Below are 26,370 nucleotides of genomic sequence, written 5' to 3' on the forward strand. Positions count from 1 at the left end.
AATCAGGCGATCTCGCGTCCGAGCAGGCGGCCGGCAAGCATATTGCGGATGCGCCACGCGATGGTGGCGCTCACTTCCTTGCGGTTGGTGCCGGCGCGATAATCGACCGCCTCGCCGAAGCAGACGTCGACATCGATGGCCCCGCACTGAAAAATGCCCTTCAGGTGCGGCACAAGCTCGATATCGCCGGGCCATGCCGTCAGCGGACGATAATAGCGGCCCATCGGCGTTCCGTGGACGCGGGTATAGGCGACCGCGACCGGCTGGACATGCACCACGGCATCCGGCGCCTTCGGCAGGGCCGCAGCGGCAGCGCCAAACAGCGAGGACTTGACTTCGAGCAGGCGATTGCCGTCCGAGGTCGTCCCCTCCGGAAACAGCACCATAATTTCGCCGTCGGCCATGCGGTCGGCGATCTCGTTCACCTGCTCGCCGGTCTTGCGCTTCTGCTCGCGCTCGACGAAGACGCTTTTCTGCCATTGTGCGAAAAGCCCGAAGATCGGCCAGTCCCGCACTTCCGACTTGGCGATGAAGGAGACATCGGCAACGGCGGAGAGAACGAGAATATCAAGCCAGGACGAATGGTTGGAGGCCAGCATCAGGGGCCGGCTCGTTTCCATCGTGCCGACCACGTGAATGCGCACGCCGAGGCAATAGCAGACGATGCGATGCCAGTAGCGCGGCAGATAGCGCCTGAGCTTCCAGTCGAAGCGCAGGCAAACGATCTGCATCGGCAGCATCACCATGCTGACGATGCCGATGACCACGAGGGCACAGCCGATGCGCAGCCTCGTCATCAAATCATTCGCTCCTGCATGAAAGCTTTCACCTCAACCTTCGTCCTTCTTCAGCGGGATGCCGTAAAGCTCCAGCCGGTGGTCGACGAGTTTGAAGCCGTGTTCGCGGGCAATGCGCTCCTGCAGCGCCTCGATTTCCGGTGAGTGGAATTCGATCACCTGGCCACTCTTGAGGTCGATCAGATGATCGTGGTGCTCTTCCGGCACGGTCTCGTAGCGGGAACGGCCATCGCGGAAATCGTGGCGGGCAAGTAGGCCGGCATCCTCGAATAGCTTGACGGTGCGATAGACGGTGGAGATCGAGATCTTCGCATCCACCTGCACTGAGCGGCGATAGAGCTCCTCGACATCCGGATGGTCTCCGGAATTCTCGATGATGCGCGCAATGACCCGACGCTGCTCCGTCATGCGCATTCCGCGCTCGGCGCAAAGCTCCTCCAGGGATTTTACGGCGTCTTCCATCAATCGCTGTCTTCGATCTGTTTGGACTGTGACAACAGTTAGACCGCCGAATTGCCGCTCTAACTATTTGTTTTGCCGCATTTCTGCGACGCCAAGTGATGCCACTTGGCTGCAAAATGCTCTAGCGAAGAACGCGACGCATGACAAGCGCCGTCGACTTCTGGCCGTTTTCGCCGACATAGTAGGCCTTGCGCTCGCCGACGGTCTCGAAGCCGAGCTTGCGATAGAGGCCGAGCGCCGGCTGGTTGCTGCCGTCGACCTCCAAAAACATGGTTTCGCCACCGCGATTGCGGGCCTCGCGCAGGGCCGCGTGCATCAGTCGCCAGCCGAGACCGGAGCGCCCGAGCTTGGCGTTGACGGCAATGGTCAGAATTTCCCCCTCGCCTGCCACGTGTCGCGCCAGCACGAAGCCGGGAAGCGCCTTTTTCAGGATGGCGTTGGTCTGGCGGGCGACGAAGCCGAAGGTAGTTTCCTGCGAGAGGAGGCCCTGAAACTCACTCTCGTCCCAGACCCGCGGGAACCGCTCGCCGTGCAGGATCGCCACCTCGGCGCAATCCTTCAGCTCCATCGGGACGATTTCGTATTCTGCTTTCAAGGTAAGATAGGATTCGAGCATGTCTACTGCCTGGCAACTGCGTATCCGGCCTGCGGTCTGGCATCGGGTCCGCGAAGATAAAGCGGCTTCGGCTTTTCACCAGCAGATTTGCCAGCGCCCAGCCGGGCGACGATGGCAATCGGAAACGCGTCTGGCCGCTCCGCCGGCGGCCTGTCGCTCAACCGGGCGACAGCCGTTCCGGTGACGATGCCGTCGAAGGCGGCGGCAATTGCCCGCGCTTCGTCTATCGTCACGGCCCGAGCCTCGTCCAGCGGGCTACCATCGGCATCGAAGGTCTGGAGATAGATCTCCTCGCGCTTCGCATCGATGGCAGCCAGAACCGACTTACCCGGATTCTGCGCTCGCGCGGTCGCCGCCATGACCTCGAGGGTCGTGACACCGACTGCGTAGATATTAAGGGAAAGTGCAAACCCGCGTGCGGCAGCGACGCCGATGCGGATACCGGTGAAGGAACCGGGGCCGACGGTCACGACGACACGCTCTATGGCCGAAAGCGCCACACCAGCTTTCGCCAGCGCTTCGTCGACAACGTGCATCAAATGCTCGGCATGCCCCCGTCCGATCGTTTCCGTGACCTCCCCCATCACAGAATCACTGCCGCTATCATACACAGCGGCAGCGCAATCCACACCTGCCGTGTCGAGCGCCAGTACGATCATGTCAATTTTTCCGAAAAGCCGCGCTTGCGGCGCGGTTGATTTGCCTTCGAATGTTTCCCTGCGCGAGCTTTTGGTTCTTGCATAATCCTATCCAAAAACCGCTCGGCGCCTTGGAACCACGCTTAGACGGCTTCGACTTCCTGAACTTCGGGCACGAAATGGCGCAACAGGTTCTGCACGCCATGCTTCAGGGTCGCCGTCGAGGACGGGCACCCGGCGCAGGAACCCTTCATGTTGAGGTAGACCTTGCCGTCGCGGAAGCCGCGGAAGGTGATATCGCCGCCGTCCTGGGCAACGGCCGGACGCACACGGGTATCCAGCAGTTCCTTGATGGTCAGCACGATCGACTCATCGCCCTCGTCGAAGAATTCGCCGCCGGCGTCCTGCACTTCGGATAGCACGGACGTCGAGCCCATGACCGGCTTGCCGGACATGAAGTGCTCCATGATCGAACCGAGGATGGCGGGCTTCAGATGCTGCCATTCCTGATTTTCCTTGGAGACGGAGATGAAGTCGTAGCCGAAATAGACGCCGATAACGCCCGGGATCTCGAACAGGCGGGCGGCAAGCGGCGAGGCTTCGGCTTCCTCGGCACTGCGGAATTCGGCCGTGCCGTTTTCCATCACCACCTTGCCCGGCAGGAACTTGAGGGTCGCGGGATTCGGCGTCGCTTCGGTCTGAATGAACATCTTGATCTCCATGCGGCGGGCAGACACCCGGTCCCGACTTTAGAATATTTCAAAAGAAGATAGGCCTTTTGGCCATTCTATTCAAGAGAGTGTTTCTCAAGAAATAGCACACGCGATCAACTCAGCGCGTCGATTTCCTCGTTGCTCAGCGTATCCGGAAGCACCGTCACCGGGATCGGGAAGGCGGCGGCTCGACCGGCGATCGACGAGACGAGCGGGCCTGGGCCTTCCTTGGCAGAACCGGCAGCAAGCACGAGAAGCGCGATATCCCGGTCATCCTCGATGACGGCATTGATCTGCTCAGCCGCGGCGCCCTCGCGGATGACGATTTCCGCATCGATGCCGATGTTTTCACGCACGGCCTGCGCCGCCTTTGCAGTTGCCGCCTCGGCCTCTTCGCGCGCCTCCGCCCGCATGATCTCCTCGACCCCGAGCCATTGCTGGAAGTCGCCCTCGGGAATCACGTAGAGCAGCACGAGGCCACCATTGGAATTCTTGGCGCGTCGTCCGGCATAATGGACGGCGCGCTGGCACTCGGGCGTGCCGTCAATGACCGCCATGAACTTGCGGCGATGGCCTTCGAGCCGAGAGAGACGTTTTGAAACCATGCGACAACTCTGACACCCGAAGGCGGCGTTTTGCAAGCCCCCGTTTGGCAACGGGAGCTCTCCATTACGACATCATCAATAGAGAAAGCCGATAATGTCGCGAACCTGCTTCATGGTCACGTCGGCGCGCGCGCGGGCGCGGGCACTGCCATCGCGCAGAACGGCGTCGATGTGGCCAGGATCGGCCATCAGGCGGCGCATTTCCATCGTGATCGGCGAAAGCACATGCACGGCGAGATCGACCAGTGCCGGCTTGAAGACCGAGAACTGCTGGCCGCCGAATTCGGACAGGACATCGGCCTTCGACTTGTCGGCAAGGGCCGCATAGATGCCGACCAGATTGTCGGCTTCAGGGCGGCCGGCGAGACCGGCGAGTTCGCTCGGCAAGCCATCCGGATCGGTCTTGGCCTTGCGGATCTTCTTCGAGATGTTTTCCTCGTCGTCGAGCAGGTTGATGCGCGACAGGTCCGAGGCATCGGATTTCGACATCTTCTTCGTGCCGTCACGCAACGACATGACGCGCGGCGCCGGGCCATCGATCAGCGGCTCGACCATCGGGAAATAGGCATGGACCGGCTCGTCGCCGACGGTGATGTCGATGCCGTAGCCCGCGCGGCGGATATGCTCCATGTAGTCCAGATTGAACTTCATGGCGATGTCACGGGTGAGCTCCAGATGCTGCTTCTGGTCGTCGCCAACCGGAACATGCGTGGCGCGGTAGAGCAGAATGTCGGCGGCCATCAGGCTCGGATAGGCGTAAAGACCGAGCGAGGCCTGCTCGCGGTCCTTGCCGGCCTTGTCCTTGAACTGCGTCATGCGGTTCATCCAGCCGATGCGGGCGACGCAGTTGAAGATCCAGGCGAGTTCGGCGTGCCCCGGCACGGCCGACTGATTGAAGACGATATGCTTTTCCGGATCGATGCCGGCGGCAAGGAAGGCTGCGGTGATCGAGCGCGTCTGGTTCGGCATGTCCTCATGCACGAGCTGAGCGGTCAGCGCATGCATGTCGACGACGCAATAGATGCAGTCGTTGTTGGCCTGCAGGGCCACGAACTTGCGGATCGCGCCGAGATAATTACCGAGATGGAGATTGCCGGTGGGCTGAACGCCGGAGAATACGAGCGGCTTGAATTCGGTCATGTCGTCCTCAAAAGGCTTGTGGAGGGCCTGGGCGAGCGGGGCTCGACCCTTGGTTTCGAGCGGCTTATGCACGCGGGATCGGCGGGGATCAAGAGGCTATGTGACAGAGTCTCAGGAAGAATGCTGGATCAGGTCCCAGGTGTTGCCGTAGGGATCGGCAAAGACCGCCACCGTGCCACAAACCTCATGACGCGGCTCTTCCCGGAACGTGACGCCCTTGGCCAGCATCGCGGCATGATCACGGGCGAAATCGTCGGTCTTGAGGAAGAAGCCGACCCGGCCACCTGTCTGGTTGCCTATCGCCGCGCGCTGGCTGTCGCCCGCCGCCTGGGCGAGCAACAACGCTGCCCCTTCCCCGCCTTTCGGCCTGACGACAACCCAGCGCTTGCCCTCCGGCTGCACCTCGTCAGCCAAGCAATCGAAGCCAAGGGCATCGCAGTAGAAGGCTTTGGCGCGATCGTAGTCATCGACGACGAGGGCGACGAGGAAGAGGGATTGGGTCATGCGGGGCTCCACTTCTGGCAAAGTCGTCCCCTCGCCCCGCTTGCGGGGAGAGGGCTAGGGTGAGGGGCCATGCACAAACGTTCGGCGTGGGCAGACTGTCTTGGCCAGCCGCTAAAGTGGCGATGCCTACATACTTTAACTCTGCGGGAGCCTCGATTGACGCCCCTCATCCGACTTGTCGCGATCTCACTTTGTTCGATCGCGCCAAGCCACCTTCTCCCCGCATTGCGGGGCGAAGGCGCTTTGTTACTCCCCATTCACCGCCTTCGCATCCGGCGCTGGCTTCGCCCGCTTGCGCTTCAAATTGCGGCGTACCATGCCCAAATCCACGCCGCCGATCAGGAAGGCCACAATGAAATAAACCGCCATCGCAATCAATATGAGCAGGCCCAGGACGCCGGTCTTGGTGAGCAGCGTCGAGCCAGACCCCAGGAGCGGCTCCCACCGATGAGACAAATATACAATGGCACCACCCATGACGGCGGAGGAGACGAGCAGCATGGCGGTGCGGCGCACCAGCGACCATTCCCAGACGAGATGCCCGCGGCGATAGAGCGTGACGAAGAGCTGTACAGCGTTCAGCCATCCGGCAACCGCCTCGGCGACCGCGATGCCGCGTTCGGCCAGCACCGGGAAAAGCAGGATGGACAGCGCCGAATTGACGAAGACGGCGACCGCCGTGTAGCGCATCGGCGATTTCGTATCCTCGCGGGCATAAAAGCCGGGCTGCAAGGCCTTGATCAGCACGAAAGCCGGCAGGCCTAGGCCGAAGATGGCGAGGATGGAGCCGACCAGCTTTGTATTTTCCGAGTTAAAGGCGCCGCGCTCGTAAAGCACGCGGATGATATCGTCGGAGAGAAGCCACAGGGCGACAGCGGCCGGCAGCGTCAGGAACAGCACGAATTCGATCGAGCGGTTCTGGATATTGGCGGCTTCCTTGATATGGCCCGACTTCAGCGAACGCGCCAGTTCGGGCAGAAGCACGATTCCGACCGCGACGCCGACGACGCCGAGCGGCAACTGGTAGATGCGGTCTGCATATTGCAGGGCGGCGATCGCGCCCTCCTTGCCCGAGGCAATCGCCTGGCCGATCACCAGATTGATCTGAGTGACGCCGCCGGTGATAGCCGCTGGAATCGCGAGAAGCAGGAGCCGCTTGACATTGGGCGTGAAGCGCGGAAAGCGCAGGCCGATACTGATGCCCGCATGACGCACGCCGATATAGACGACGGCCAGCTGCAGCACGCCCGCCACCAATACCGACCAGGACAGATACCAGGCGGTGCTCAGTGGATCGGCGCCGTAGTAGATCGCGTAGAACAGCGCGCTGATCATCACCAGGTTCAGGAAGATCGGAGCCACGGCGGCGGCGAAGAAATGATGCAGCGAATTCAGCATGCCGCTCATCATCGCCGTCAGCGACATCGACATGAGATAGGGGAACATCACGGCCGCCAGCCGGACCGTCAGGTCGAATTTCTCGGCATCGTCGGCAAAGCCGGGCGCGATGACCCAACGCACCAGCAGCGGCATTGCCAGTTCCATGACGATGGTGATCAGCAGCAGGACCGAGAAGAGAACGCCGAACACTTCCTCGGAAAACCGCTTGGCGCCCTCGATGCCGTGTGCCTCGATCTCTTTTGCAAAAAGCGGCACGAAGGCGGCGTTGAAGGCACCCTCGGCAAACAGGCGACGGAACAGGTTCGGAAAGCGGAACGCGGCGTAGAAAACATCGGCCATCGGCCCGGTGCCGAGGGCTGCGGCCATCAGCGTTTCGCGGGCAAAGCCGAAAATGCGGCTGCCAAGCGTCGCGCCACCGACGGTGATGAATTTCTTGACTAGGCTCATGCGGCGGAACCGGCTTTCTTCTCAGTGTCTGACTTTTCGACGGCGACGCCGCGCGTGGCGGCAGGCGCGATGATGCCCGACGGCATGCGCTCGCGCATTTCATCCTCCTCGCCGGCCATGACAGCCTTCAGGCGCGCGGTGATATAGGCTCGCCTGTTCTCGTTGGAAATCTTCTGGCCCACCAGGTCGGCGACATAGAAGGTATCGATGACCTTTTCGCCGAAGGTGGTGATGCGGGCCGACTGGATATCGAGCGACAGGTCCGAAAGAACGGCCGTGATTTCCGACAGGAGGCCGGGGCGGTCGAGGCATTCGACCTCGATGACCGTGAACTTGTTGGAGAGGCTGTTGGTGATGATGACAGACGGCGGAATGACGAAGGCCTTGTTCTTGCGGCGGTTCTTCGTGCGTGTCGCGATGACCTCCGGCAGCCGTTTGCGGCCGGCCAGCACGTCCTCGATCATCTTGCCGATGGTGCCGGCACGGCGCAGCTCGTCGGCATCGTCAGGGAATTCGCGACTGACATGGATGGTGTCGAGCGCACGGCCGTCCGACGTCGTGAAGATCTGCGCATCCGCGATATTGGCGCCGGCAGCAGCGCAGGCGCCGGCGATCACGGTCAAAAGACGCGGATGGTCGGGCGATAGAACGGTAATCTCGGTGATGGCATGGAAGCTGTCGGTGCGCACCATGGTGGCAAGCACCTTGCCGGCCTTGTCAGATTCACGCATGAACTGCGTATGGCGGATCTGATCCTCCAGCGGTACGGACAGTAGATAGGGCTGATAGTGCAGCTTGACGTAGGCCTTGCGTTCCTTCGGGTTCCAGTCTGCCAGCGCCCGTTCCAACGCTTCGGCCGCGGCTTCCGCCCGCTCCTTGCGGGACACTTCGGAGAAACCGCCTGACAGCAGCAGCTCGGTTTCATAATAGAGCGTGCGCAGCAGCTGGCCTTTCCAGCCGTTCCACACACCGGGGCCGACGGCGCGGATGTCGCAAACCGTCAGGATCAGCAGCATCTTCAGCCGGTCGAGCGACTGCACCCGATCGGCGAAATCGATGATGGTCTTGCGGTCGGTGAGGTCGCGCGTCTGGGCGACCATCGACATGGTCAGGTGTTCGGCGATCAGCCAGACGACGAGCTCCGTCTGCTTCGGCGACAAGCCGAAGCGCGGGCAAAGCTTGCGCGCTACCTTGGCGCCGGCTTCCGAGTGATCCTCCTCGCGGCCTTTGGCGATATCGTGCAGGAGCACGGCGACATAGAGCGCGTCGCGATCCTCGATATTGGGCATCAGCTTGTTGGTCAGCGGATGGATATCCTCTGCCTTGCCCTTGTCGATCTCCGACAGCACCTCGACGGCGCGGATCAGATGCTCGTCCACCGTATAGTGGTGATACATGTTGAACTGCATCATCGAGACGATCTTGCCGAATTCCGGAATGAAGCGACCGAGCACGCCGGCCTCATTCATGCGGCGCAGGATCAACGCGGGATCGCGTTTGGAAGTAAGGATCGCCAGGAACAGGCGGTTGGCTTCTTCATTCTCGCGCAGATCGTTATCGATGAGGTTCAGGGAGCGAGTGACGCGCTTCAGGGCATCCGGATGGAATTCCAGGCCGTTAATGTCAGCGACAAAGAACAGCCGGATGAGGCTGACCGGATCGCGCTTGAACACATCCGGATTGGCAAGCGCGATGCGGCCGCGATCCTCGACGAATTCGACGGTGCCGGCGATCTTGCGCGAGCGATTGGCAAAGCGGCTGATGACGCCGGTCAAGCCCGGCGTCGCCTTTGCCTGCTGGTCTTCCAGTGCGGCGCAGAGAATGCGGGTGAGATCGCCGACATCCTTGGCGACGAGGAAATAGTGCTTCATGAAGCGCTCGACCGCCGAAAGGCCAGGGCGCGCGTGATAATCGAGAGCTGCAGCGATATCACGCTGGATATCGAAGGAGAGCCGCTCTTCCGCCTTGCCGGTCAGGAAATGCATGTGGCAGCGCACGGCCCAGAGGAAATCCTCCGCCTTCTCGAAGAGGCGGTATTCCTGTTTCGAGAGTACGCCGAGCTTCACCAGCTCGGCCGGATCGCGGACGTGATAGTAATATTTCGAAATCCAGAAGAGCGTGTGCAGGTCGCGCAGGCCGCCCTTGCCCTCCTTGACGTTCGGCTCGACCAAATAGCGGGTATCGCCTGCCTTGCGGTGGCGCTCGTCGCGCTCGGCGAGCTTGGCGGCGATGAATTCCGGGCCGGTATTGGTGACGATTTCCTTGTCGAATCGCGCCTGCAACTCGCGCTCCAGCGGAGCGTTGCCGCAGATATAGCGAGTTTCGAGGACGGCGGTGCGTACCGTCATGTCAGACTTGGCCTGACGGATGCATTCCTCGACCGTGCGCGTGGCGTGGCCGACTTTGAAGCCCATGTCCCAAAGCATATAGAGAATGAACTCGACAGCCTTGTGGGTCTCGCTCTCAGGCTTCGGCTGGAAGAGGAAGAGAAGGTCGATATCGGAGCCCGGCGCCAAGGTATCGCGGCCGTAACCGCCGACGGCCGTGACGGAGAAGGCGTCCGCCTGTTTCGGATAAACGTGATGAACGGTGAAATCGTAGAGGACGGTGATGATCTGATCTTGCAGCCAGGAAATCCGGTGTGCACAATCGAGCCCGCTGCCATCGACGGCCAGAGACTTCCGTGCCTCTTCGCGCCCTTCCTGGCTCACCCTTTTGAGCACCGCCAGCAGAGCGGAACGCTCCTCATTCTTGTCCAGGCCGCGTTTGGCGAGCGCCTCGCACTCCGCCCTCAGCGCGGGCACATCGAGAATGGTCGAAAAATCGATATGATGCGTTTCCATGCTCTGCCGATCGGCTTTCTCTTCGCTGACCGCGACCCGTTGCCGGCGCGCCCGTCTTTTCGTCTGCATGCGCTATAGCCTCTTTGGCCGGCGATTGACACAGGCATTCTACGCCCCGGGTTTCTTGAGGGTAACCTGTATGGAATCGACGATCCCTATGGCTTCTACCGGGCCAAAGTTGACGAAGCGTGACGGCAATCCGCGCAGAAACCGGCAGTTTTAGGGCCTTGCCAGGTCAAGCGACCGCCTGAGTTCATTCAAACTGTATAATATATTCCGCGACTGGGCGCCGATCTGCGTCACCATTTCGCGTTCGCATTCCCAATAGCCGGCCTTGGCAATCTTCGAACAGATGTCGGAAATGCGGCTGCAGGACAAGGTGATATCGAGCAGGCCACGATCGGATTCGCAATCCGGGGGCTCGCCCTCGCCACAGATCTTGCCGCGCGCGGCGATCGGAGAGAAGCGCTCACCCAGAAAGCGGACTTCGGCGAGAAGAACTTCGAGATACATCATGTTGTCCTTGGAATATCGCCTATGGTCAGCCGGTCTTGGTAAGCGTTTTCTTCAGTTCATAGAGCACGTCAAGAGCGGCACGCGGCGTCAGGTCATCGAGGTCAAGCGTTTTCAGCCGTTCCTCGACCTTGGACGGTTCCCGCCTCCCGACCGCTTCCTCCCGACGAACAGCCACCTGGAAGAGAGGCAGATCATCGATGAGCTGGCTTGCCGGATTCTTGCGGTCCGCATCTTCGAGCCGCGTCAGAACGTCGCGGGCGCGCGCCACCACGGAAGCCGGAAGGCCGGCGAGACGCGCGACCTGGATACCATAGGAACGATCGGCAGCCCCCGGCCCGACCTCATGCAGGAAGATGACGTCGCCATCCCATTCCTTGACGCGCATGGTGGCATTGGAGAGCCGGCCAAGCTTTTCCGACAGGACGGTCAGCTCATGGAAATGCGTGGCAAAGAGGCCGCGGCATCGGTTGGCTTCGTGCAGATGCTCGACGGCGGCCCAGGCGATGGAAAGGCCGTCGAAGGTCGCGGTACCGCGACCGATCTCATCGAGGATGACGAGGGAACGCTCTGTCGCCTGATTGAGGATCGCCGCCGTCTCGACCATCTCGACCATGAAGGTCGAACGTCCCCGCGCCAGATCGTCGGAAGCGCCGACGCGCGAGAAGAGCCGGTCGACGATGCCGATATGGGCTGACGCGGCAGGCACGAAGGAGCCCATCTGCGCGAGGATGGCGATCAGCGCGTTCTGGCGCAGGAAGGTGGACTTACCGCCCATGTTCGGGCCGGTCAGCAGCCAGATGGCGCCGTCCTTGCCGTCGGACTTCGGCGAGAGATCGCAATTGTTGGCGACGAACGGGCCGCCGGCCTGACGACGAAGCGCCTGCTCGACGACCGGATGACGGCCGCCTTCGATTGCGAACATGCGGCTGCCATCGACGACGGGCCGGCAATAGGCCTGCTCTTCGGCAAGCAGCGCAAGCCCGGCGGCGACATCGATGACAGACAGTGCCCGAGCGCCAGCCTTGATCGCCTCAGCAGCGGCAACGACGGCCGTGACCATGCGGTCAAAGGCTTCAAGCTCGATCGCCAGCGCCTTGTCGGCGGCATTGGCGATGCGGCTTTCGAGATCGGCAAGTTCGGTCGTGGTAAACCGCATGGCGTTCGCCATGGTCTGACGATGGATGAAACGCGCCTTGGCCTCGCTCGTATCGGTCATCGGGCCGGCGTTGCCGGCGGTAACCTCGATGAAATAACCGAGCACATTGTTGTGCTTGATCTTCAGCGACTTGATGCCGGTTTCCTCGGCATATTGCAGCTGCAGGCCGGCGATGACGCGGCGGGACTGGTCGCGCAATGCCCGCACTTCGTCCAGCTCGGTATTCGCCCCTTCCCTCAGGAAACCGCCATCGCGCTTCAGCAGCGGCAACTCATCGGCAAGGGTAGCCGCAAGCATCGCTTCGAGATCGGCAGGCAAGGCGCTGAGTCCGGCGAGTGCGGCCTTCAGCTCCTCCGGCAGAAGTGCTGCGCCGAGCATACGTGCAACATCAGTCGCAGCCGCCAGCCCTTGGCGGATCGCCCAGAGATCGCGCGGCCCGCCACGGTCGAGCGCCAGGCGTGACAGGGCACGCGGCATGTCAGGCACATGCTTCAGCGCCGCGCGCAGATCGCTTGAAAGCGACGGCTCGTCAGCCAGGAAGCCGATCGAATCCAGCCGCTCGTTGATGCGCTGGGGGTCGGTCAACGGCGACATCAGCCTTTCGGCGAGAAGCCGGGCTCCACCGCCGGTCACAGTGCGATCGATCGCTTTCAGCAGCGAACCGTTGCGATCGCCGGAGAGCGTGCGCACCAGCTCGAGATTGGCGCGGGTGGCGGGGTCGATGAAGAGAGTCGAGGCGCCGCTTTCGCGCTCCGGCAGGCCGAGCGGCGGACGCTCGGCAAGCTGGGTCTTCTCGACATAGGCGATGGCGGCGGCGGCGGCGGCCAGTTCGGCGCGGCTGAAGGTGCCGAAACCATCGAGCGTCGAGACGCCGAAATAGCGGGTGATGCGTCCCTCGGCGCTGGCGCTGTCGAACAGCACGGCCGGCTGAGGAACCGCCGTGCGGCCAAGGATATCAAAGACCGGCTTCAACTCCGGATCATGGAACATCGTATCCGGCAGGATCAGCTCTCTCGGATCGATACGCAGGATATCGGCGAGCAATCGCGAAGCTTCCGTCTCGGCAAGGCGAAAGACACCTGTTGAGATATCGATCCAGGCGAGCGCCAGCTGGGGTTCTGCACCACCGCGAATGCGCGTCAGCGTCATCAGATAATTGGATTCCGAAGGCGAGAGCAGCTTTTCCTCGGTGATCGTGCCCGGCGTCACCAGGCGCACGACGTCGCGGCGCACCACCGATTTGCCGCCGCGCTTCTTGGCTTCGGCCGGATCTTCCACCTGCTCGCACACGGCGACGCGGAAGCCAAGCGCGATGAGCTTCTGCAGATAGTCGTCGGCGGCATGAACCGGCACGCCGCACATGGGGATATCCTGCCCCATGTGCTGGCCGCGCTTCGTCAGCGTGATGCCGAGGGCGCGCGAAGCATCGATGGCGTCTTCGAAGAACAGTTCGTAGAAGTCGCCCATGCGGTAGAACAGCAGCGAACCCGGATTGTTCGCTTTGATCTCGATATACTGCTCCATCATCGGAGTGGCCGAGGCGCGGCTTTCCTCCGAGGCAAGCTCGGCGGCCGAGAAGGCATCGATGCTGGCGTTAATACGTTCGTTCACGGAGGTGCAGTTTTTCCAAAAAAATGAGGTGCCACCCTACCCGCGCGCCGCTATAGAAGACAACAGCTATCGGGCAAGAGGGACCGGTCGCCCACAGGAGGTTTGGAGGAACAATGGCAGACAGCAAGAGCAAGTCGCGTCCGGGAACGGGGATCACCGATCAGGAAGCACTGGACTTCCACAAGAACGGCCGCCCCGGCAAGCTTGAGATCAACCCGACCAAGCCGATGGCGACCCAGCGCGATCTTTCCCTTGCCTATTCGCCAGGCGTCGCCGTTCCCGTGAAGGCGATCGCGGCCGATCCGGCTACCGCCTATGATTATACATCGCGCGGCAACATGGTCGCCGTCATCTCCAACGGCACGGCCATTCTCGGCCTCGGCAATCTCGGCGCACTCGCCTCCAAGCCAGTCATGGAAGGCAAATCGGTCCTCTTCAAGCGCTTCGCCGACGTCGATTCGATCGACCTTGAGATCGACACCGAGAATGTCGATGAATTCATCAATTGCGTGCGCTATCTCGGCCCCTCCTTCGGCGGCATCAACCTTGAGGATATCAAGGCGCCGGACTGCTTCATCATCGAACAGCGGCTGCGCGAACTGATGGACATTCCCGTTTTCCATGACGACCAGCATGGCACCGCCATCATCGCCGCCGCCGGCCTCATCAATGCGCTGGAGCTGACCGGCCGCGACCTCAAGACCACCAAGCTGGTCTGCAACGGCGCAGGTGCTGCGGCCATCGCCTGCATCGAACTGATCAAGGCCATGGGCTTCAACCCGGAAAACATCGTCCTTTGCGATACCAAGGGCGTGATCTACCAGGGCCGCAGCGAAGGCATGAACCAGTGGAAGTCGGCGCATGCGGTCAAGACAGACAAGCGCACGCTGGCCGAAGCGATGAAGGGCGCCGATGTCGTATTCGGCCTGTCGCAGAAGGATGCCTTCTCCGAGGACATGATCCGCTCCTTGGCGGACAAGCCGATCATCTTCGCCATGGCCAACCCCGATCCGGAAATCACGCCGGAGGAAGTCGCCCGCATCCGCGACGACGCCATCATGGCGACCGGGCGCTCGGACTATCCGAACCAGGTCAACAACGTCCTCGGTTTCCCCTACATCTTCCGCGGCGCGCTCGACGTGCGCGCCACCACCATCAATGACGAAATGAAAATCGCTGCCGTCAACGCGCTGGCGAGCCTGGCGCGTGAGGACGTGCCCGATGATGTCGTCGCCGCCTATCAGGGCGCAAGACCGCGCTTTGGTGCACAGTATATCATCCCCGTGCCGTTTGACCCGCGGCTCATCTCGGCCATTCCGGTGGCTGTCGCCAAGGCGGCGATCGAAAGCGGCGTCGCACGCCGCGAGATGCCCGACATGGCCGCGTATGCGCGCGAACTCTCAGCCCGGCGCGATCCGATCGCGTCGACGCTGGCACAGCTCTATGAGCGCGTGCGCCGGCATCAGAAGCGCATCGTCTTTGCCGAGGCGGAAGAAGAACAGGTCATGCGCGCAGCCCTCTCCTACGCCAATCAGGGGCTTGGCACGGCCATCCTGCTCGGCCGCGAGGATCTGATCGAAGCCACGGCCGAGCGTGCTGGCATCGATCTCAATCGCCCGGGTCTCGAGATCGTCAACGCCCGCATCTCGAAGCGGGGCGATGCCTATATCGACTACCTCTATGCCCGCCTGCAGCGCCAGGGCTACCTGCATCGCGACGTGACGCGCCTGATCCATAACGACCGCAATCACTTCGCCGCCTGCATGGTGGCGCTGGGCGACGCGGATGGCATGGTGACGGGCGTTACCCGCAACTACTCGACGGCGCTCGGCGACGTGCGCCGTTGCATCGACGCCAAGCCGGGGCATCGGGTCATCGGCATATCGATCGTACTTGCACGCGGACGGACCGTCTTCGTTGCCGATACCGCCGTGCATGACATGCCGACCTCCGAAGAACTCGCCGATATCGCCGAGGAAGCCGCCGGCTTTGCCCGCCGCATGGGTTACGAGCCGCGCGTCGCCATGCTCGCCTACTCCACCTTCGGCCATCCCTCCGGCGAGCGTTCGGAGCGGGTGCGCGAAGCCGTCAGCATCCTCGACAAGCGCCATTTGAACTTCGAGTTCGACGGTGAAATGGCAGCCGATGTGGCGCTGAACCGCAAGACCATGGAGAGCCTCTATCCCTTCTCGCGGCTGTCCGGACCGGCAAATGTACTCGTCATGCCCGCATTCCACTCGGCGGCGATCTCCACCAAGATGCTGCAGGAACTCGGCGGCTCCACGGTGATCGGGCCGCTGCTCGTCGGCCTCGACAAGCCGGTGCAGATCACCTCGATGGGCGCCAAGGATTCCGATATCGTCAACATGGCCGCCATCGCGGCCTATGGTGCGGGGTCCTGATCACTACGCCTGAAGGCGGAGCCCGCGACCGAACAAAGGTAATGGGCTGCCGCGTCAATTGGGTGTAAACTCAAGGGATGAGTGAAGCCCAGGTCCTGTTTGGGGTGCTGCGCCATTCCGCGCGGCCTGACATCGTCGATGCTATCGAGCGGCTCGTCCTTGAGGCACCCGACCGCAAGCTCAACCGTGTGAATGCGCTTGCCTTCGCGGCAAGCCATGGCTTTGAGGAAGAGCAGACAGTCAACGCTTTCCTGCACGCCGCGCGCCTTGGCCTGTTCGAGATGTCGTGGAATGTTCTTTGCCCTGGCTGCGGTGGCGTGTTGGATGCCAATACCTCACTGAAAACGGTGCAGAGCGAGACCTATACCTGCACGCTTTGCGCAGCCGGTTACGAGCCGACACTCGACGAGATGGTCGAAGTCACCTTCACGGTCAGCCCACGCGTGCGCCATATCGAAGCGCACAATCCGCACGACCTGCCGCCGCTCGAATATTTCCGGCAGATCTATTGGGGCTCGGGTATCGACCTTCCCGACGAAGGCTACGAAGAGAAGGTGGATCAATTCGTCCTGGAATCCCTGGAACTGCCGCCCGGCGAGAAAGCGGTCATATCGCTTCAATTGCCGGCGGAATTTACCATCATCTTCGAGCCCGTCACGCATGCGGCGCAATTCCTCGACGTGAAGGGGGAGCCATCGAAGGAGCGACAAGCTCTCTCGCTCGTTTTCGATCGCATGCACCGACACAGCGAGGCCATCGAATTGCGGCCCGGCCCCTTGCGCGTTCAAATGGAGAACCACACGGACCTTCGTGTTCTGCCATCGATCTGCCTAGCCAACGAAGCTCTTCACACGCTACTCGGACAACGCCGACCATTCCTGACCGCCAAGCAGCTGCTCTCCAACCAGACCTTTCGCGATATCTACCGGACGGACACGATCGACATCGACCAGCGGCTGAAAATCACCAGCCTCACATTTCTGTTCACCGATCTGCGGGGTTCGACAGAATTATACGAAAGGGTCGGCGATCTCGCGGCCTTCGATCTGGTCAAAACCCATTTCGGCATCCTGCATGAAATCGTAGCGGCGGAGGCGGGTGCGGTCGTCAAGACCATCGGCGATGCCGTCATGGCCACCTTCCCGACGCCGGACCGGGCGCTGATTGCGGCGATGCGGATGCGCGAGGCCATGCTCAGCCTCAACAGTGAGCGAGGCAACGACGATCTTCTTCTGAAAATCGGCATCCACGAGGGGCCGTGTATCGCCGTGAGCCTGAACGAACGGCAGGATTATTTCGGGCAAACGGTCAATATCGCGTCCCGCGTCCAGCATCTCGCCACGTCGCGCGAAATATTCGCAACCAGCTCGGTGCTCGATCACCCCCGCGCCGCCGAACTGATGACAAGACGTGGCCTCACACCGCAATCGCATCATGTCGCGCTGCGCGGTATCACCGATGCGATCGATATTTTTGCGATCCCTTAGAGCGGCTCAGCTTTTCACGGAAGCTCCGAACCGTTCTATCTCTTTGTTTTCACGTAATTCCGGACGGAAAACCGCCACGCACTTTTCCTGGAATTGCGCTATATCCGTCAGCTGGCGAAGCGACCGGCATCCGCACCGTAATAATTCACGTAGCGGTTGGAAATGCTGGCGATCGGCAGAACGATCAGAACGTCCGTCGTGTTGAAGGCCTGATCGACGACGGCAGTCGAGCCGACCATGGCGCCGAGACGCAGATAGCCCTTGATCAAGGGCGGCATCGCCATCAGTGCCTTCTTCGGATTGACGGCCTCGACCGGCATCAAGTCCATGTTGCGGGCAAGTGACGGCAAGGCACCGACAGTCCACTCGTCCTTGGCAACGACGTTGTGATAGAGGAAGGACAGAGCCAGCGCGTGCTGTTCCGGCAGGACGCCCGGGAAAGAGGCGCAACCGATCATCGCGCCCATGCCGTGCTTCAGCGCATAGGCCCAATTGCCCTGCCACAGCAGCTCGACCGTACGCTTGTTGCGGTAGTCAGGCAGCACGCAGGAGCGGCCGAGTTCCATGAAGCGCTTGTCGGGATGGCGGGCAAGCAGCGCGTCGATGTCGAATTCCGATGAGGAATAGAAGCCACCGTTCGCCATGGCCACTTCCTGACGCAACAGGCGATAGGTCCCGACGATCTGGTCTTCCGGATCGCCTTCGAGCGAACGGTCCAGCACCAGAAGATGGTCGCAAATGTCGTCCCAGCTGTCGACATCACGCTGACGGCGCATGGCGTCGGCCGGCAATTGCGCGTTCATCTCCTCGACGAAAACGCGGTAGCGTACAGCCTGAGCGGCATCGATTTCGCGCGCCGTGCGAGCAAGGCGCGTTTCGAGATTTCCGATGCGTCCGAGCACATCGCTGGCAACCGGCTCAACCGTTGCCTTTGAAGACTGAACCATTTCGCCCTGAGCTTCGCGATTCAAGATTTCGATGGACATGGCGATTCTCCCCCTGCGGGCCGATATAGCGCCATAAACCAAATTCGTGCGACAGGAAAGTGACACGCAGCTTCGCTAAAAGCAAGAACCGTGCCCATTGCAATTTTTCGAATGGACACGCCGTCCCCAACTTAGCAACAGCAATTGCCGTAAGTTGAGCCATATCGCCGACCTCTATCGGACATTGATGAGCCGGCTTTGCAATTTTCATCCGCAGATCGGGAATAGTTTCTACGCGCGTTCGAAGACGGACCTCGACAGACCACGTAGCGCAGCCGCCAGCTTTTCGGGATCGACCGGCTTGACGATGACGGCATCGGCCCCGGCCAGAAGCGCCTGACGGCGGATCGAATCGCGGCTATCTGCGGTCAATACGATGATCGGAAGCGGCGGCAGGCCCTGCCTGCGCTCATGAGCTCGCAACTGCGCAAGCACAGCTGCGCCCGTACCACCCGGCATGTTGAAATCCGTCACCAGCACCTCCGGCCGCGCTTCGGCATCTTCGGTGCGGGCTCGAAGGCCATCGAAATCCTCGACCAGGCGAACCCTGTGACCAGCCTTGGAGAGCATGGCCCGAACCAGCATCGCGTTGACCGGGTCGTCCTCACCCAGCAGAATATCGAGCGCGCGGTCTTCCGACTCGGGCGTCGTGATGCCGATCTCGGAGACGGCCTCGATCAAGGCTTCGCGTTTTTCCATGCCGCGCATGCGGCCTCTCAGCACATCGATCAGCGATTGCTCGCGCAGCGGCCGAATGAGCCAGGCATCGAAAAGGTCGAGCGGATGGGTGTTGCGCTCCTCGGGATTGACCAGGAAGATCTTGCGCAGCCGCGGCACCGCAAGAGCATTTCCCTCGCTGAAATACCAGGGTGCCATGCGATGATCGACGATCAGATCCGTCCAGACCCCACCCTCTCCCATCGGGAACGAAGGCAGCAGGTCATCCATGTCGCCGGGGCCGATCAGCCTGCAATGGCCGCCAAGGGTCTGGATGGTTCGCTTGATGGCCGTGCTTGCCGCCCCTTCGGGAGCCAGCAGCAGGATACGGGATCCCCTGAGCATGGTATTGCGCCGATCGTATCCGTCCTCCCCGGCAATCAGGCCAACCGGGAAGGAGATGACGAACTCGCTGCCCTTGCCGCGCTCGCTGGCAACGCTGAGCCCGCCGCCGAATTCACGCAGGATGCGCGCCGAGATGGCAAGGCCAAGGCCAGTGCCGGCGCTTCTTTCCACCGTTGTACCGGCCTGCTCGAACTCGCCGAAGACGCGGGCCTGCTCTTCCTCGGTCATGCCGGGACCGCTATCCCGCACCGATATCGTCAGGTTCCGCTCCTCGAGATCGACGCGCACAAGAACGCCGCCGGTCTGGGTGAACTTCACCGCATTGCCAATCACGTTGAACAGGATCTGGCGCAAACGTGCGGGATCGAATTCCATGCTCTCGGGAACATCGGCCGCAACGCTCGCGGCAATTTCAATGCCCTTTTCATGGGCGCGATGGGCGAGCATCTCGATAACGCCTTCCAGCAGCGGCCGCAAAGCCTCCTGGCGCGGATGCAACTGGAAGCGACCAACTTCGATCGTGGAGAAATCGAGGAGATCTTCGACCAGCTGCACCAGCGCATGACCCGACTGGCGAATGCCGGTCAGGTAATTTGCCTGCTCGAGGGTCAAGGGCGTCTGAGCAAGCAGATGGTTCATGCCGAGAATGCCCGACAGCGGCGTGCGGATCTCATGACTGACGGTGGCAAGCAGGCGCGATTTGGCGGCGCTGTTATATTCGGCCTTCAGCCTAGCATCTTCGCGCAAGCGGGCGGTCTGCCGCTCCTCCGTCACGTCGCGGGCGATACTCTGTATGCATAATTGCCCGGTCGTCGCATCGCGGAACATGACATCGTGCCAGGCAAAGATGCGCCGGCCCTCGGGTGTCGCAATTTCCGCATCCTGATGCTTCGCATCGGTGACGGCGCGGAATACGAGGCCGGCCTCTTCCAGCGTCAGGCCTTCCGGTTGCGATCTGCCGGTCAATCTGCTGAAAGTGGCGTTGGCGTGCAGAATCCGGCGGTCGATGCTGCGCGTGACCGCGATGTCGCCGAGTGCATCGTGGACAGTTGCAAGGAGGCTGGTGCTTTCCTTGTGCTCCCATAGGCGATCGTGATCGCTCTCGCTGAAATCGACGGCGGCAATCTCGGGCTTGCGGGCGGCGTTTCGGGTTTTGACGATGCCGGCAGCTGCGAGCGCAAGGGCTGCGAGGCCAAGAAAGCCTACAAGCACCAATGGACCTCCAGCAAAGCCGATCGCGAGAAAAGCCGCGCCCGCCACCAGACCGCCGCCATTCAGCCAGTGGCCTTGCAACCACCGGCCTCGCGCGGGCGGCGCCGATTGCCGGCCTGCCTCATGCGATACGGTCGATTTGGCAAGCAACGACTCGTCTGCGGCCGGCCCTTCGATCGGTCCCGTTTGGCCGCGAACTGCCGCCGCAGCAAGCTTTTCCTGCAGATCTGCCAGAGTGCTCATGCAGTCTGGCTAACATGAGCATTCTTCCTGATGCCTTCAGGGATTCGCTAGAATTTTAAGCTTTTGCCTTTTTCGGCATCAGAAGCTCGTCAAGAATGACGCAGCCCGCACCGACAGTGATGAAACTGTCGGCAAGATTGAAAACGGCGAACGACCATGTCTGCGTATGGAAGAGGATGTAATCGATCACGTGGCCATAGAGAAAACGGTCGAGCAGATTGCCAAGGGCGCCGGCAATGATCAAAGCAAAGCCCATATGCGCGAGCCAGCGATGATCGGGCGTGCGCCGCCAGAGCCACAGCACGAAGGCAACGATGATGAGCCGCATGCCGACGATGAACCAGCCATCCATGCCCGAGAGCATCGAAAAGGCCACGCCGAGATTGTAGGTGCGATAGAGCGCCAGCATCGGAATGACTGGCACCATCTCCTGCAGCGGCAACCAGTGATCGACCATGATCTTGATAGCCTGATCGAGAACCACGGCAACCACGATGAAAATCAGGATCGGCAGGGGCCGCGAAAACAGGGCTGGCTTTGCAGTCGGCTGTTCGTGGGTCTCGCTTTCGGTCATCGGGTCTCGCCAGGTAAATGTCAGGATCAGGTGAGTGTCAGGATATGGCGGCGGGCCTCGAACAGCATGACTGCTGTGGCAACCGCCAGATTGAGGCTATCGGCGCGGCCGGCCTGCGGAATGCGGGCAAGTGCATCGGCCTCTTTCGCCAGGGCATCCGGCAGGCCGGATTGCTCGTTGCCCATCAGGATGACGACCGGCTTCTTCTTGTAATCGATGGTGCGGTAATCAACAGCGCCGGCCAGATGGGTGGCGACGACAGAGACGTCAGCCTTCTTTTTCCAGGCCAGAAACTCCTCCGGCGTCGCCTTGACGACGGGAACGGCGAAGACCGAGCCCATGGTGGCGCGCACGGTTTCCAGCGAAAAAGGATCTGTGGTCTCACCGACAAGGATGACGCCGGAAGCGCCGGCCGCATCGGCGGTGCGGATGATGGTGCCGAGATTGCCGGGATCGCGCACGCGGTCGAGCGCCACCCAGGTCTCGCCAGTCGCCGGCTTGACGTCCCGAAGCGGCCGCCAGCGCTGTTCGAAGACGCCGACCACCATCTGCGGATTGTCGCGGCGGGTGATCGAGCCGATTACCTTTTCGCTGACCTCAAGCACCAGCCCACCGGCTGCCACCGTCTTGGCGGCGACCTGCTCGACGAGCGGCTTGCCCTTGGCGGCCTTGGCATAGACCAGCGTGCGGATCGTCCAGCCGAGATCGAGCGCGTCGATGACGAGCTTCAAGCCCTCGGCCAGGAAGGCGCCGCTTTCCTCGCGGGACTTCTTGACCGTCAGCGCCTTGATATCCTTGACGATCGGATTGGCAAGCGAGGTGACCTCCTTGACCTGTCCGACCTTGCGCGGGCCGTCATTACGGAAATCCTGGTTCATTTCGGCACCCAGCGGCTGAAGAGAGAGGTGGAAAGCGCCCTGCCCGGCGTGTGGCCATCAAGGCCGGCCTCGCGGATCACGAGCTCGCCGGATTCGACCACGCCGCCGGCGCCGCGCATTGTCTCGCGCATCAGCTCATGGATCGAATAGAAGCTGGCGCGGATCGAATAGGCCGTCAGCACCAGGCCGAGCGCCTTCGGCGACAGGATCTCGCGGCAGATGTCGAGCATCAACGGCAGATGCTCGAACAGATGCCAGACCTCGCCGTTCGGGCCGCGGCCGAACTTCGGCGGGTCCGTCAGGATGATGTCGTATTTGCTGCCGCGCCGCTCCTCGCGCAGGATGAACTTCATCGCATCCTCGCAGATCCAGCGGATCGGCAGCTTTTCCATGCGGCCCAAGGCCTGGTTTTCTCGTGCCCAGCCGATTGCCTTCTTGGAGGCATCGACATGGGTCACTTCCGCGCCGGCGGCGGCCGCCACCAGCGACGCGACGCCGGTATAACCGAAGAGGTTCAGGACCTTCAGCGGCCTTTTCGCCGCCTCGACCTGCTCCTTCATCCAGGCCCAGTGCACGATCTGCTCCGGGAAGACGCCGACATGGCGGAACGCGGTGAAGCGGCCGAGAAAATCGACGCCGAGCAGTTGCAGCGGCCAGGTCTCGCCAAGCGCTTCACGAGGGAAGCGCCAGCGGCCCATGCCATCCTCATCCGTATCGCCGGTGAAGACGGCGTCTGCATTGTCCCAGACATGCGCGGCAAGCGACGGCGGCCACAGCGCCTGCGCTTCCGGCCGGACGATGCGATAGGGACCGTATTGCTCGAGCTTCAGCCCATTGCCGCTGTCGATAAGATGAAAATCCCCGGCGCCCAGCGATTCAAGGATCACGGGCACGCGCTCCGCCGGCCGCTCGCCGGTTCGGGCAATCAGCGGGCGTTCGGGCGCGGCAGCTGCTGGTGCGGCGGCACGCGGCTCGGCCATATGCTCGCCTTGATCGCGCGAAGGCTTGGCTGGCCTTGAGGCATGCGCGGGCTTTGCCGGCGGCTTGCCGGGCATGTCACGCCGGGGCTTTGCCCCGAGACCGCCCGCGGTTTTCTGGCCGGGCCGGTTTTCCCTATGTTTCACCATGCTTGTCTCAAAATTGATATGTGCGTGCAAATAGCATCTGGCCGCCACTTGGCAAAGCGCTTTCCGATCTGCGATGATCCATGCACAAAATGTCGCAATCGGGAGGATCGCGCATGGACATGACCGGCGAAGAGCGCATCGCAGCACCCAGGGACGCGGTGTGGGCGGCACTTAACGATCCCGAGATCCTCAAGCAATGTATCCCCGGCTGTCAAAGCCTGGAGCGGATTTCTCCGACGGAGCTGACCGCGACCGTGAAATTGAAGATCGGTCCGGTTTCCGCCTCCTTCAACGGCGAGGTCAAACTCTCGAACATCAACGCGCCGGAAAGCTACACGATATCGGGCGAAGGAAAGGGCGGCATTGCCGGTTTCGCCAAGGGTGGGGCGGACGTCGTGCTGAAGGAAGACGGCAACGAGACGATCCTGCAATATGAAGCGAAAGCGCAGGTCGGCGGCAAGATCGCGCAGCTCGGCTCGCGGCTGGTGGATTCGAGCGCCAAGAAGCTGGCGCAGCAGTTTTTCGCCGATTTCACCGCGGCGATCAACGGCCAGCCGAGCGCCTGATTGCCGAGCGCACATTTGGCGCCCATATAGTCGATCATGACATCGAGATTTCAGACCTGGGCCATCCGGCCTGCACGCGAACAGGATATGCAGAAACTCGCGGAGATTTATCTTCGTGTCCGTCGCGAGACATTCCTCTGGGTCGATCCCGGCCGCTTCACCCTGGAAGACTTCGCCACCCATACGAATGGCGAACGCCTGTTCGTTTGCGAAGATGGACGTGGTGAGATTGCCGGTTTTGCGGCGATTTGGGAGCCGGACGACTTCATCCACATGCTCTATATCCTGCCGACCTTCCAGGGCCGCGGTGCCGGCAAGGCCCTGCTTGCCGGACTGCCGGAATGGCCTCAGCGCCGCTACCGGCTGAAATGCCTGGTCAAAAACATCCGCGCCATGGCCTTTTACAGGATGCTCGGCTTCGAGATCATCGGCGATGGCGCTTCGCCCGAGGGCGACTATAAAGAGATGCGGCTCGGCGACATTGCCTCACTTTGACGGCAGCTGCCCGGCAATCTCTTCGGCGCGCGTGCGATGCTTGTCGGCCTCGGCCTGCCAGCGTACCGCTTCCCGCGATTGATTGCGGGCACGCTTGCGGTGCTTTCCCTGATTGAACCAAGTGACTGCGGCCCCGACGATCATGCCGAGGATCAGCGCCACAAACAACAGCACGAACAGGGGCGCATTCAGCGACAGCACCTGATCTTCCGGCCGGAACGGATTGAGGGCCAATGTCACGGATTGCCTGTTGGCGACGCAGAATATGATGAGGATGATGCCGAGCGGCAGCAATATCAGCAGATTGACGATCTTCTTGGCCATTGCGCAGCTCCTTTATCCGCAGCCATAGATGCCCCGCACCCAAGCCACCTTCAGCCGCAGAATAGAAAAGAGGCGGCTGAATTCAAGTGCCACCGCGTCGCGGCACAATCATGTCCGACAACTATTTCCGTCGGAGCTTTTGGGGAAATTCGGCCGGAATGGCCCGATCAGTTGTCGTCTTCCTCGTCGTCGCCGGCGCCCGGATTCAGGCGCTCGCGCAATTCCTTGCCCGTCTTGAAGAAGGGCACCCATTTTTCTTCGACGAAGACCGTATCGCCCGTGCGCGGGTTGCGGCCAGAGCGTGAAGGTCGGTTCTTGACGGAAAAAGCGCCGAAGCCGCGAAGCTCAACCCGGTTTCCCGCAGCGAGCGCATCGGTGATCTCATCCAAGACAGCATTGACGATATTTTCGACGTCGCGGTGATAGAGATGCGGGTTGCGGGCGGCAACAATCTGCACCAGTTCCGACTTGATCACAGCTATCCCCTTAAATCATTGATTTATCAATTGGCTGCACCCTGCCAAACAGAAAGCAGGCCGTCAAGAAACAACTTATCGGTCATGATTTTCTGGAGACTCTCTCCTTTAATAAAATCATCATAACCGAGACGATTTAGCAACCAGGAAGCGGCACCCGGCCAAAAGAAGGACGAAGTTTTGTCTTCCCGCTTCCAATCGACGATCGGCAGGTCCTTCTTGACCTTGCGCGTTTCGAGATAGGCAAGGATTTCGTCCTCGCCGCCGAGCGTGTCGATCAGCTTGTTCTGCAACGCCTGGCGACCGGTGAAGATGCTGCCGTCAGCAAGCTTCAGCACCTCGTCGCGCGAAAGCTTACGGCGATCCGCGACCAGATCGACGAACCAGCCGTAGCTGTCCATGACCATGTTGCGGATCATGTTCTTGGCGTCTTCGCTGGCCGGATGGAAGGGCGATGGCTCCGCCTTCAATGGCGCCGACTTGATCTCATCGAGGGACACGCCGACCTTGTCGAGCAGGTCCTTGACCTGCGGATACTGGAAGATGACGCCGATCGACCCGGTGATGGAAGTATCGCCCGCAACGATATCGTCGCCGGCTGTCGCGATCATGTAGCCGGCCGAGGCTGCGACGGTACGAATGTCCGAGACCACCGGCTTCTTGGCGGCAACGGCGCGGATTGCCTTGAAGATGCGCTCGCCGCCATAGGTCGTTCCGCCAGTCGACGAGATCGAGACGATCAGCGCCTTGACCTGGTCGTTATCGCGGATTTTCTTCAGCCGCTCCAGGAGTTCCGGATCGTCCTGAATGAGCCCGGAGATGGTGACGCGGGCGATTTGCGGACCGCGCGCATCCGGCAGGTCGGCGGCAAAAAAGCGGTAAAGCGCAAAACCCAGTCCCACGAGGAGCAAAACGGCAACAATGCGCCAGAAACCAAGCTTGCGGCGCAATTGTCGCCGATCCGCGATTGCAGAACTGTCCATCACGCCTTATTTCTCCCTGCAACAAATTGAAAGCGCTACAAACCGGATGTATGACACCTTGAAACGGGCACAATCCTTAGAGAAAAGCGTTTCCCGTTTTCGATGT

The 26,370-nt window shown here is 61.4% G+C and carries 24 protein-coding genes; 4 read left to right on the plus strand and 20 right to left on the minus strand.

What is annotated here, in order from left to right; all coding sequences use genetic code 11:
* Window positions 1-2: 2 nt before the first annotated feature.
* The 12 genes from olsA to mutS all read right to left on the minus strand — a co-directional run bounded on the left by olsA (window position 3) and on the right by mutS (window position 13,365).
* On the minus strand, window positions 3-800 hold the full coding sequence (olsA, locus tag AC13Q5_RS22285) for a lyso-ornithine lipid O-acyltransferase (protein WP_488503182.1): 798 nt from the start codon (window positions 798-800) through the stop codon (window positions 3-5).
* Between the two features lie 30 nt (window positions 801-830).
* Window positions 831-1,259 carry a Fur family transcriptional regulator gene (locus AC13Q5_RS22290; protein ID WP_075855405.1) on the minus strand — a complete coding sequence of 143 codons (429 nt, stop codon included), beginning with the start codon at window positions 1,257-1,259 and terminating at the stop codon, window positions 831-833.
* A gap of 121 nt (window positions 1,260-1,380) precedes the next feature.
* Window positions 1,381-1,875, minus strand: a complete 495-nt coding sequence (locus AC13Q5_RS22295) for a GNAT family N-acetyltransferase (RefSeq protein ID WP_488503183.1) — start codon at window positions 1,873-1,875, stop codon at window positions 1,381-1,383.
* A 2-nt stretch (window positions 1,876-1,877) separates the two neighbouring features.
* Entirely contained in the window at window positions 1,878-2,534 is a 657-nt protein-coding gene (gene tsaB, locus AC13Q5_RS22300) for a tRNA (adenosine(37)-N6)-threonylcarbamoyltransferase complex dimerization subunit type 1 TsaB (RefSeq protein ID WP_488503184.1), read from the minus strand.
* 122 nt (window positions 2,535-2,656) lie between these two features.
* Window positions 2,657-3,223 carry a NifU family protein gene (locus AC13Q5_RS22305; protein WP_075855408.1) on the minus strand — a complete coding sequence of 189 codons (567 nt, stop codon included), beginning with the start codon at window positions 3,221-3,223 and terminating at the stop codon, window positions 2,657-2,659.
* Window positions 3,224-3,339: 116 nt separating this feature from the next.
* Window positions 3,340-3,831, minus strand: coding sequence for a universal stress protein (locus AC13Q5_RS22310; protein ID WP_075855409.1), 492 nt, complete (start codon window positions 3,829-3,831; stop codon window positions 3,340-3,342).
* A gap of 75 nt (window positions 3,832-3,906) precedes the next feature.
* Entirely contained in the window at window positions 3,907-4,971 is a 1,065-nt protein-coding gene (gene trpS, locus AC13Q5_RS22315) for a tryptophan--tRNA ligase (protein ID WP_488503185.1), read from the minus strand.
* Between the two features lie 111 nt (window positions 4,972-5,082).
* Complete coding sequence (locus AC13Q5_RS22320; RefSeq protein ID WP_488503186.1) at window positions 5,083-5,475, minus strand: VOC family protein; 393 nt, start codon at window positions 5,473-5,475, stop codon at window positions 5,083-5,085.
* 246 nt (window positions 5,476-5,721) lie between these two features.
* Entirely contained in the window at window positions 5,722-7,323 is a 1,602-nt protein-coding gene (gene murJ / locus AC13Q5_RS22325) for a murein biosynthesis integral membrane protein MurJ (protein WP_488503187.1), read from the minus strand.
* Window positions 7,320-10,235 carry a [protein-PII] uridylyltransferase gene (locus AC13Q5_RS22330; RefSeq protein ID WP_457881094.1) on the minus strand — a complete coding sequence of 972 codons (2,916 nt, stop codon included), beginning with the start codon at window positions 10,233-10,235 and terminating at the stop codon, window positions 7,320-7,322. Before AC13Q5_RS22330 ends, murJ begins: the two co-directional genes overlap by 4 nt.
* Before the next feature lie 150 nt (window positions 10,236-10,385).
* Complete coding sequence (locus AC13Q5_RS22335) at window positions 10,386-10,679, minus strand: hypothetical protein (RefSeq protein ID WP_488503188.1); 294 nt, start codon at window positions 10,677-10,679, stop codon at window positions 10,386-10,388.
* A gap of 28 nt (window positions 10,680-10,707) precedes the next feature.
* On the minus strand, window positions 10,708-13,365 hold the full coding sequence (mutS, locus tag AC13Q5_RS22340; protein ID WP_488503289.1) for a DNA mismatch repair protein MutS: 2,658 nt from the start codon (window positions 13,363-13,365) through the stop codon (window positions 10,708-10,710).
* Between the two features lie 197 nt (window positions 13,366-13,562).
* On the opposite strand from mutS, the gene AC13Q5_RS22345 reads away from it, so the two are divergent.
* On the plus strand, window positions 13,563-15,851 hold the full coding sequence (locus AC13Q5_RS22345) for an NADP-dependent malic enzyme (protein WP_457881093.1): 2,289 nt from the start codon (window positions 13,563-13,565) through the stop codon (window positions 15,849-15,851).
* 77 nt (window positions 15,852-15,928) lie between these two features.
* On the plus strand, window positions 15,929-17,338 hold the full coding sequence (locus AC13Q5_RS22350; protein WP_075855417.1) for an adenylate/guanylate cyclase domain-containing protein: 1,410 nt from the start codon (window positions 15,929-15,931) through the stop codon (window positions 17,336-17,338).
* Between the two features lie 107 nt (window positions 17,339-17,445).
* Here AC13Q5_RS22350 and olsB read toward each other — a convergent pair whose 3' ends face one another.
* The 5 genes from olsB to AC13Q5_RS22375 all read right to left on the minus strand — a co-directional run bounded on the left by olsB (window position 17,446) and on the right by AC13Q5_RS22375 (window position 23,417).
* Window positions 17,446-18,324: a l-ornithine N(alpha)-acyltransferase gene (gene olsB / locus AC13Q5_RS22355; protein WP_075855418.1), complete on the minus strand. Its 879-nt coding sequence runs from the start codon at window positions 18,322-18,324 to the stop codon at window positions 17,446-17,448.
* A 231-nt stretch (window positions 18,325-18,555) separates the two neighbouring features.
* A complete protein-coding gene (locus tag AC13Q5_RS22360) occupies window positions 18,556-20,841 on the minus strand; it encodes a hybrid sensor histidine kinase/response regulator (protein ID WP_488503189.1) in 2,286 nt (761 codons plus the stop codon).
* A 55-nt stretch (window positions 20,842-20,896) separates the two neighbouring features.
* Window positions 20,897-21,415 carry a signal peptidase II gene (gene lspA, locus AC13Q5_RS22365; protein WP_457881090.1) on the minus strand — a complete coding sequence of 173 codons (519 nt, stop codon included), beginning with the start codon at window positions 21,413-21,415 and terminating at the stop codon, window positions 20,897-20,899.
* Window positions 21,416-21,441: 26 nt separating this feature from the next.
* Window positions 21,442-22,293 carry a TrmH family RNA methyltransferase gene (locus AC13Q5_RS22370; RefSeq protein WP_488503190.1) on the minus strand — a complete coding sequence of 284 codons (852 nt, stop codon included), beginning with the start codon at window positions 22,291-22,293 and terminating at the stop codon, window positions 21,442-21,444.
* The gene (locus AC13Q5_RS22375) at window positions 22,290-23,417 is read right to left on the minus strand and encodes a class I SAM-dependent methyltransferase (protein WP_488503290.1); all 1,128 of its coding nucleotides are present in this window, start codon (window positions 23,415-23,417) and stop codon (window positions 22,290-22,292) included. Before AC13Q5_RS22375 ends, AC13Q5_RS22370 begins: the two co-directional genes overlap by 4 nt.
* Window positions 23,418-23,533: 116 nt before the next feature.
* Here AC13Q5_RS22375 and AC13Q5_RS22380 point away from each other — a divergent pair, with 116 nt between their 5' ends.
* Both AC13Q5_RS22380 and AC13Q5_RS22385 read left to right on the plus strand, forming a co-directional pair.
* Window positions 23,534-23,986, plus strand: coding sequence for an SRPBCC family protein (locus AC13Q5_RS22380; RefSeq protein ID WP_075855423.1), 453 nt, complete (start codon window positions 23,534-23,536; stop codon window positions 23,984-23,986).
* 87 nt (window positions 23,987-24,073) lie between these two features.
* Window positions 24,074-24,481: a GNAT family N-acetyltransferase gene (locus AC13Q5_RS22385; RefSeq protein WP_425298705.1), complete on the plus strand. Its 408-nt coding sequence runs from the start codon at window positions 24,074-24,076 to the stop codon at window positions 24,479-24,481.
* On the opposite strand, the gene AC13Q5_RS22390 is transcribed toward AC13Q5_RS22385, so the two are convergent.
* The 3 genes from AC13Q5_RS22390 to sppA all read right to left on the minus strand — a co-directional run bounded on the left by AC13Q5_RS22390 (window position 24,473) and on the right by sppA (window position 26,264).
* Window positions 24,473-24,805 (minus strand): LapA family protein, encoded by a 333-nt coding sequence (locus AC13Q5_RS22390; protein ID WP_069611376.1) that lies wholly within the window; start codon window positions 24,803-24,805, stop codon window positions 24,473-24,475. The genes AC13Q5_RS22385 and AC13Q5_RS22390 overlap by 9 nt on opposite strands.
* 167 nt (window positions 24,806-24,972) lie before the next feature.
* The gene (locus AC13Q5_RS22395) at window positions 24,973-25,281 is read right to left on the minus strand and encodes an integration host factor subunit beta (protein WP_015338608.1); all 309 of its coding nucleotides are present in this window, start codon (window positions 25,279-25,281) and stop codon (window positions 24,973-24,975) included.
* Between the two features lie 26 nt (window positions 25,282-25,307).
* A complete protein-coding gene (gene sppA, locus AC13Q5_RS22400) occupies window positions 25,308-26,264 on the minus strand; it encodes a signal peptide peptidase SppA (RefSeq protein ID WP_075855425.1) in 957 nt (318 codons plus the stop codon).
* Window positions 26,265-26,370: the final 106 nt, after the last annotated feature.

The organism is Martinezella sp. CNPSo 3964, assembly GCF_057784375.1.

Coding starts and splice junctions, on each gene's coding strand:
- AC13Q5_RS22335 (WP_488503188.1), bottom strand. CDS start 10,679: ATGTATCTCGAAGTTCTTCTCGCCGAAGTCCGCTTTCTGGGTGAGCGC.
- olsB (WP_075855418.1), bottom strand. CDS start 18,324: ATGTCCATCGAAATCTTGAATCGCGAAGCTCAGGGCGAAATGGTTCAG.
- trpS (WP_488503185.1), bottom strand. CDS start 4,971: ATGACCGAATTCAAGCCGCTCGTATTCTCCGGCGTTCAGCCCACCGGC.
- AC13Q5_RS22360 (WP_488503189.1), bottom strand. CDS start 20,841: ATGAGCACTCTGGCAGATCTGCAGGAAAAGCTTGCTGCGGCGGCAGTT.
- AC13Q5_RS22380 (WP_075855423.1), top strand. CDS start 23,534: ATGGACATGACCGGCGAAGAGCGCATCGCAGCACCCAGGGACGCGGTG.
- AC13Q5_RS22305 (WP_075855408.1), bottom strand. CDS start 3,223: ATGTTCATTCAGACCGAAGCGACGCCGAATCCCGCGACCCTCAAGTTC.
- AC13Q5_RS22390 (WP_069611376.1), bottom strand. CDS start 24,805: ATGGCCAAGAAGATCGTCAATCTGCTGATATTGCTGCCGCTCGGCATC.
- AC13Q5_RS22320 (WP_488503186.1), bottom strand. CDS start 5,475: ATGACCCAATCCCTCTTCCTCGTCGCCCTCGTCGTCGATGACTACGAT.
- sppA (WP_075855425.1), bottom strand. CDS start 26,264: ATGGACAGTTCTGCAATCGCGGATCGGCGACAATTGCGCCGCAAGCTT.
- tsaB (WP_488503184.1), bottom strand. CDS start 2,534: ATGATCGTACTGGCGCTCGACACGGCAGGTGTGGATTGCGCTGCCGCT.
- AC13Q5_RS22345 (WP_457881093.1), top strand. CDS start 13,563: ATGGCAGACAGCAAGAGCAAGTCGCGTCCGGGAACGGGGATCACCGAT.
- lspA (WP_457881090.1), bottom strand. CDS start 21,415: ATGACCGAAAGCGAGACCCACGAACAGCCGACTGCAAAGCCAGCCCTG.
- AC13Q5_RS22370 (WP_488503190.1), bottom strand. CDS start 22,293: ATGAACCAGGATTTCCGTAATGACGGCCCGCGCAAGGTCGGACAGGTC.
- AC13Q5_RS22290 (WP_075855405.1), bottom strand. CDS start 1,259: ATGGAAGACGCCGTAAAATCCCTGGAGGAGCTTTGCGCCGAGCGCGGA.
- murJ (WP_488503187.1), bottom strand. CDS start 7,323: ATGAGCCTAGTCAAGAAATTCATCACCGTCGGTGGCGCGACGCTTGGC.
- AC13Q5_RS22385 (WP_425298705.1), top strand. CDS start 24,074: ATGCAGAAACTCGCGGAGATTTATCTTCGTGTCCGTCGCGAGACATTC.
- AC13Q5_RS22295 (WP_488503183.1), bottom strand. CDS start 1,875: ATGCTCGAATCCTATCTTACCTTGAAAGCAGAATACGAAATCGTCCCG.
- AC13Q5_RS22330 (WP_457881094.1), bottom strand. CDS start 10,235: ATGCAGACGAAAAGACGGGCGCGCCGGCAACGGGTCGCGGTCAGCGAA.
- mutS (WP_488503289.1), bottom strand. CDS start 13,365: ATGATGGAGCAGTATATCGAGATCAAAGCGAACAATCCGGGTTCGCTG.
- AC13Q5_RS22310 (WP_075855409.1), bottom strand. CDS start 3,831: ATGGTTTCAAAACGTCTCTCTCGGCTCGAAGGCCATCGCCGCAAGTTC.
- AC13Q5_RS22350 (WP_075855417.1), top strand. CDS start 15,929: ATGAGTGAAGCCCAGGTCCTGTTTGGGGTGCTGCGCCATTCCGCGCGG.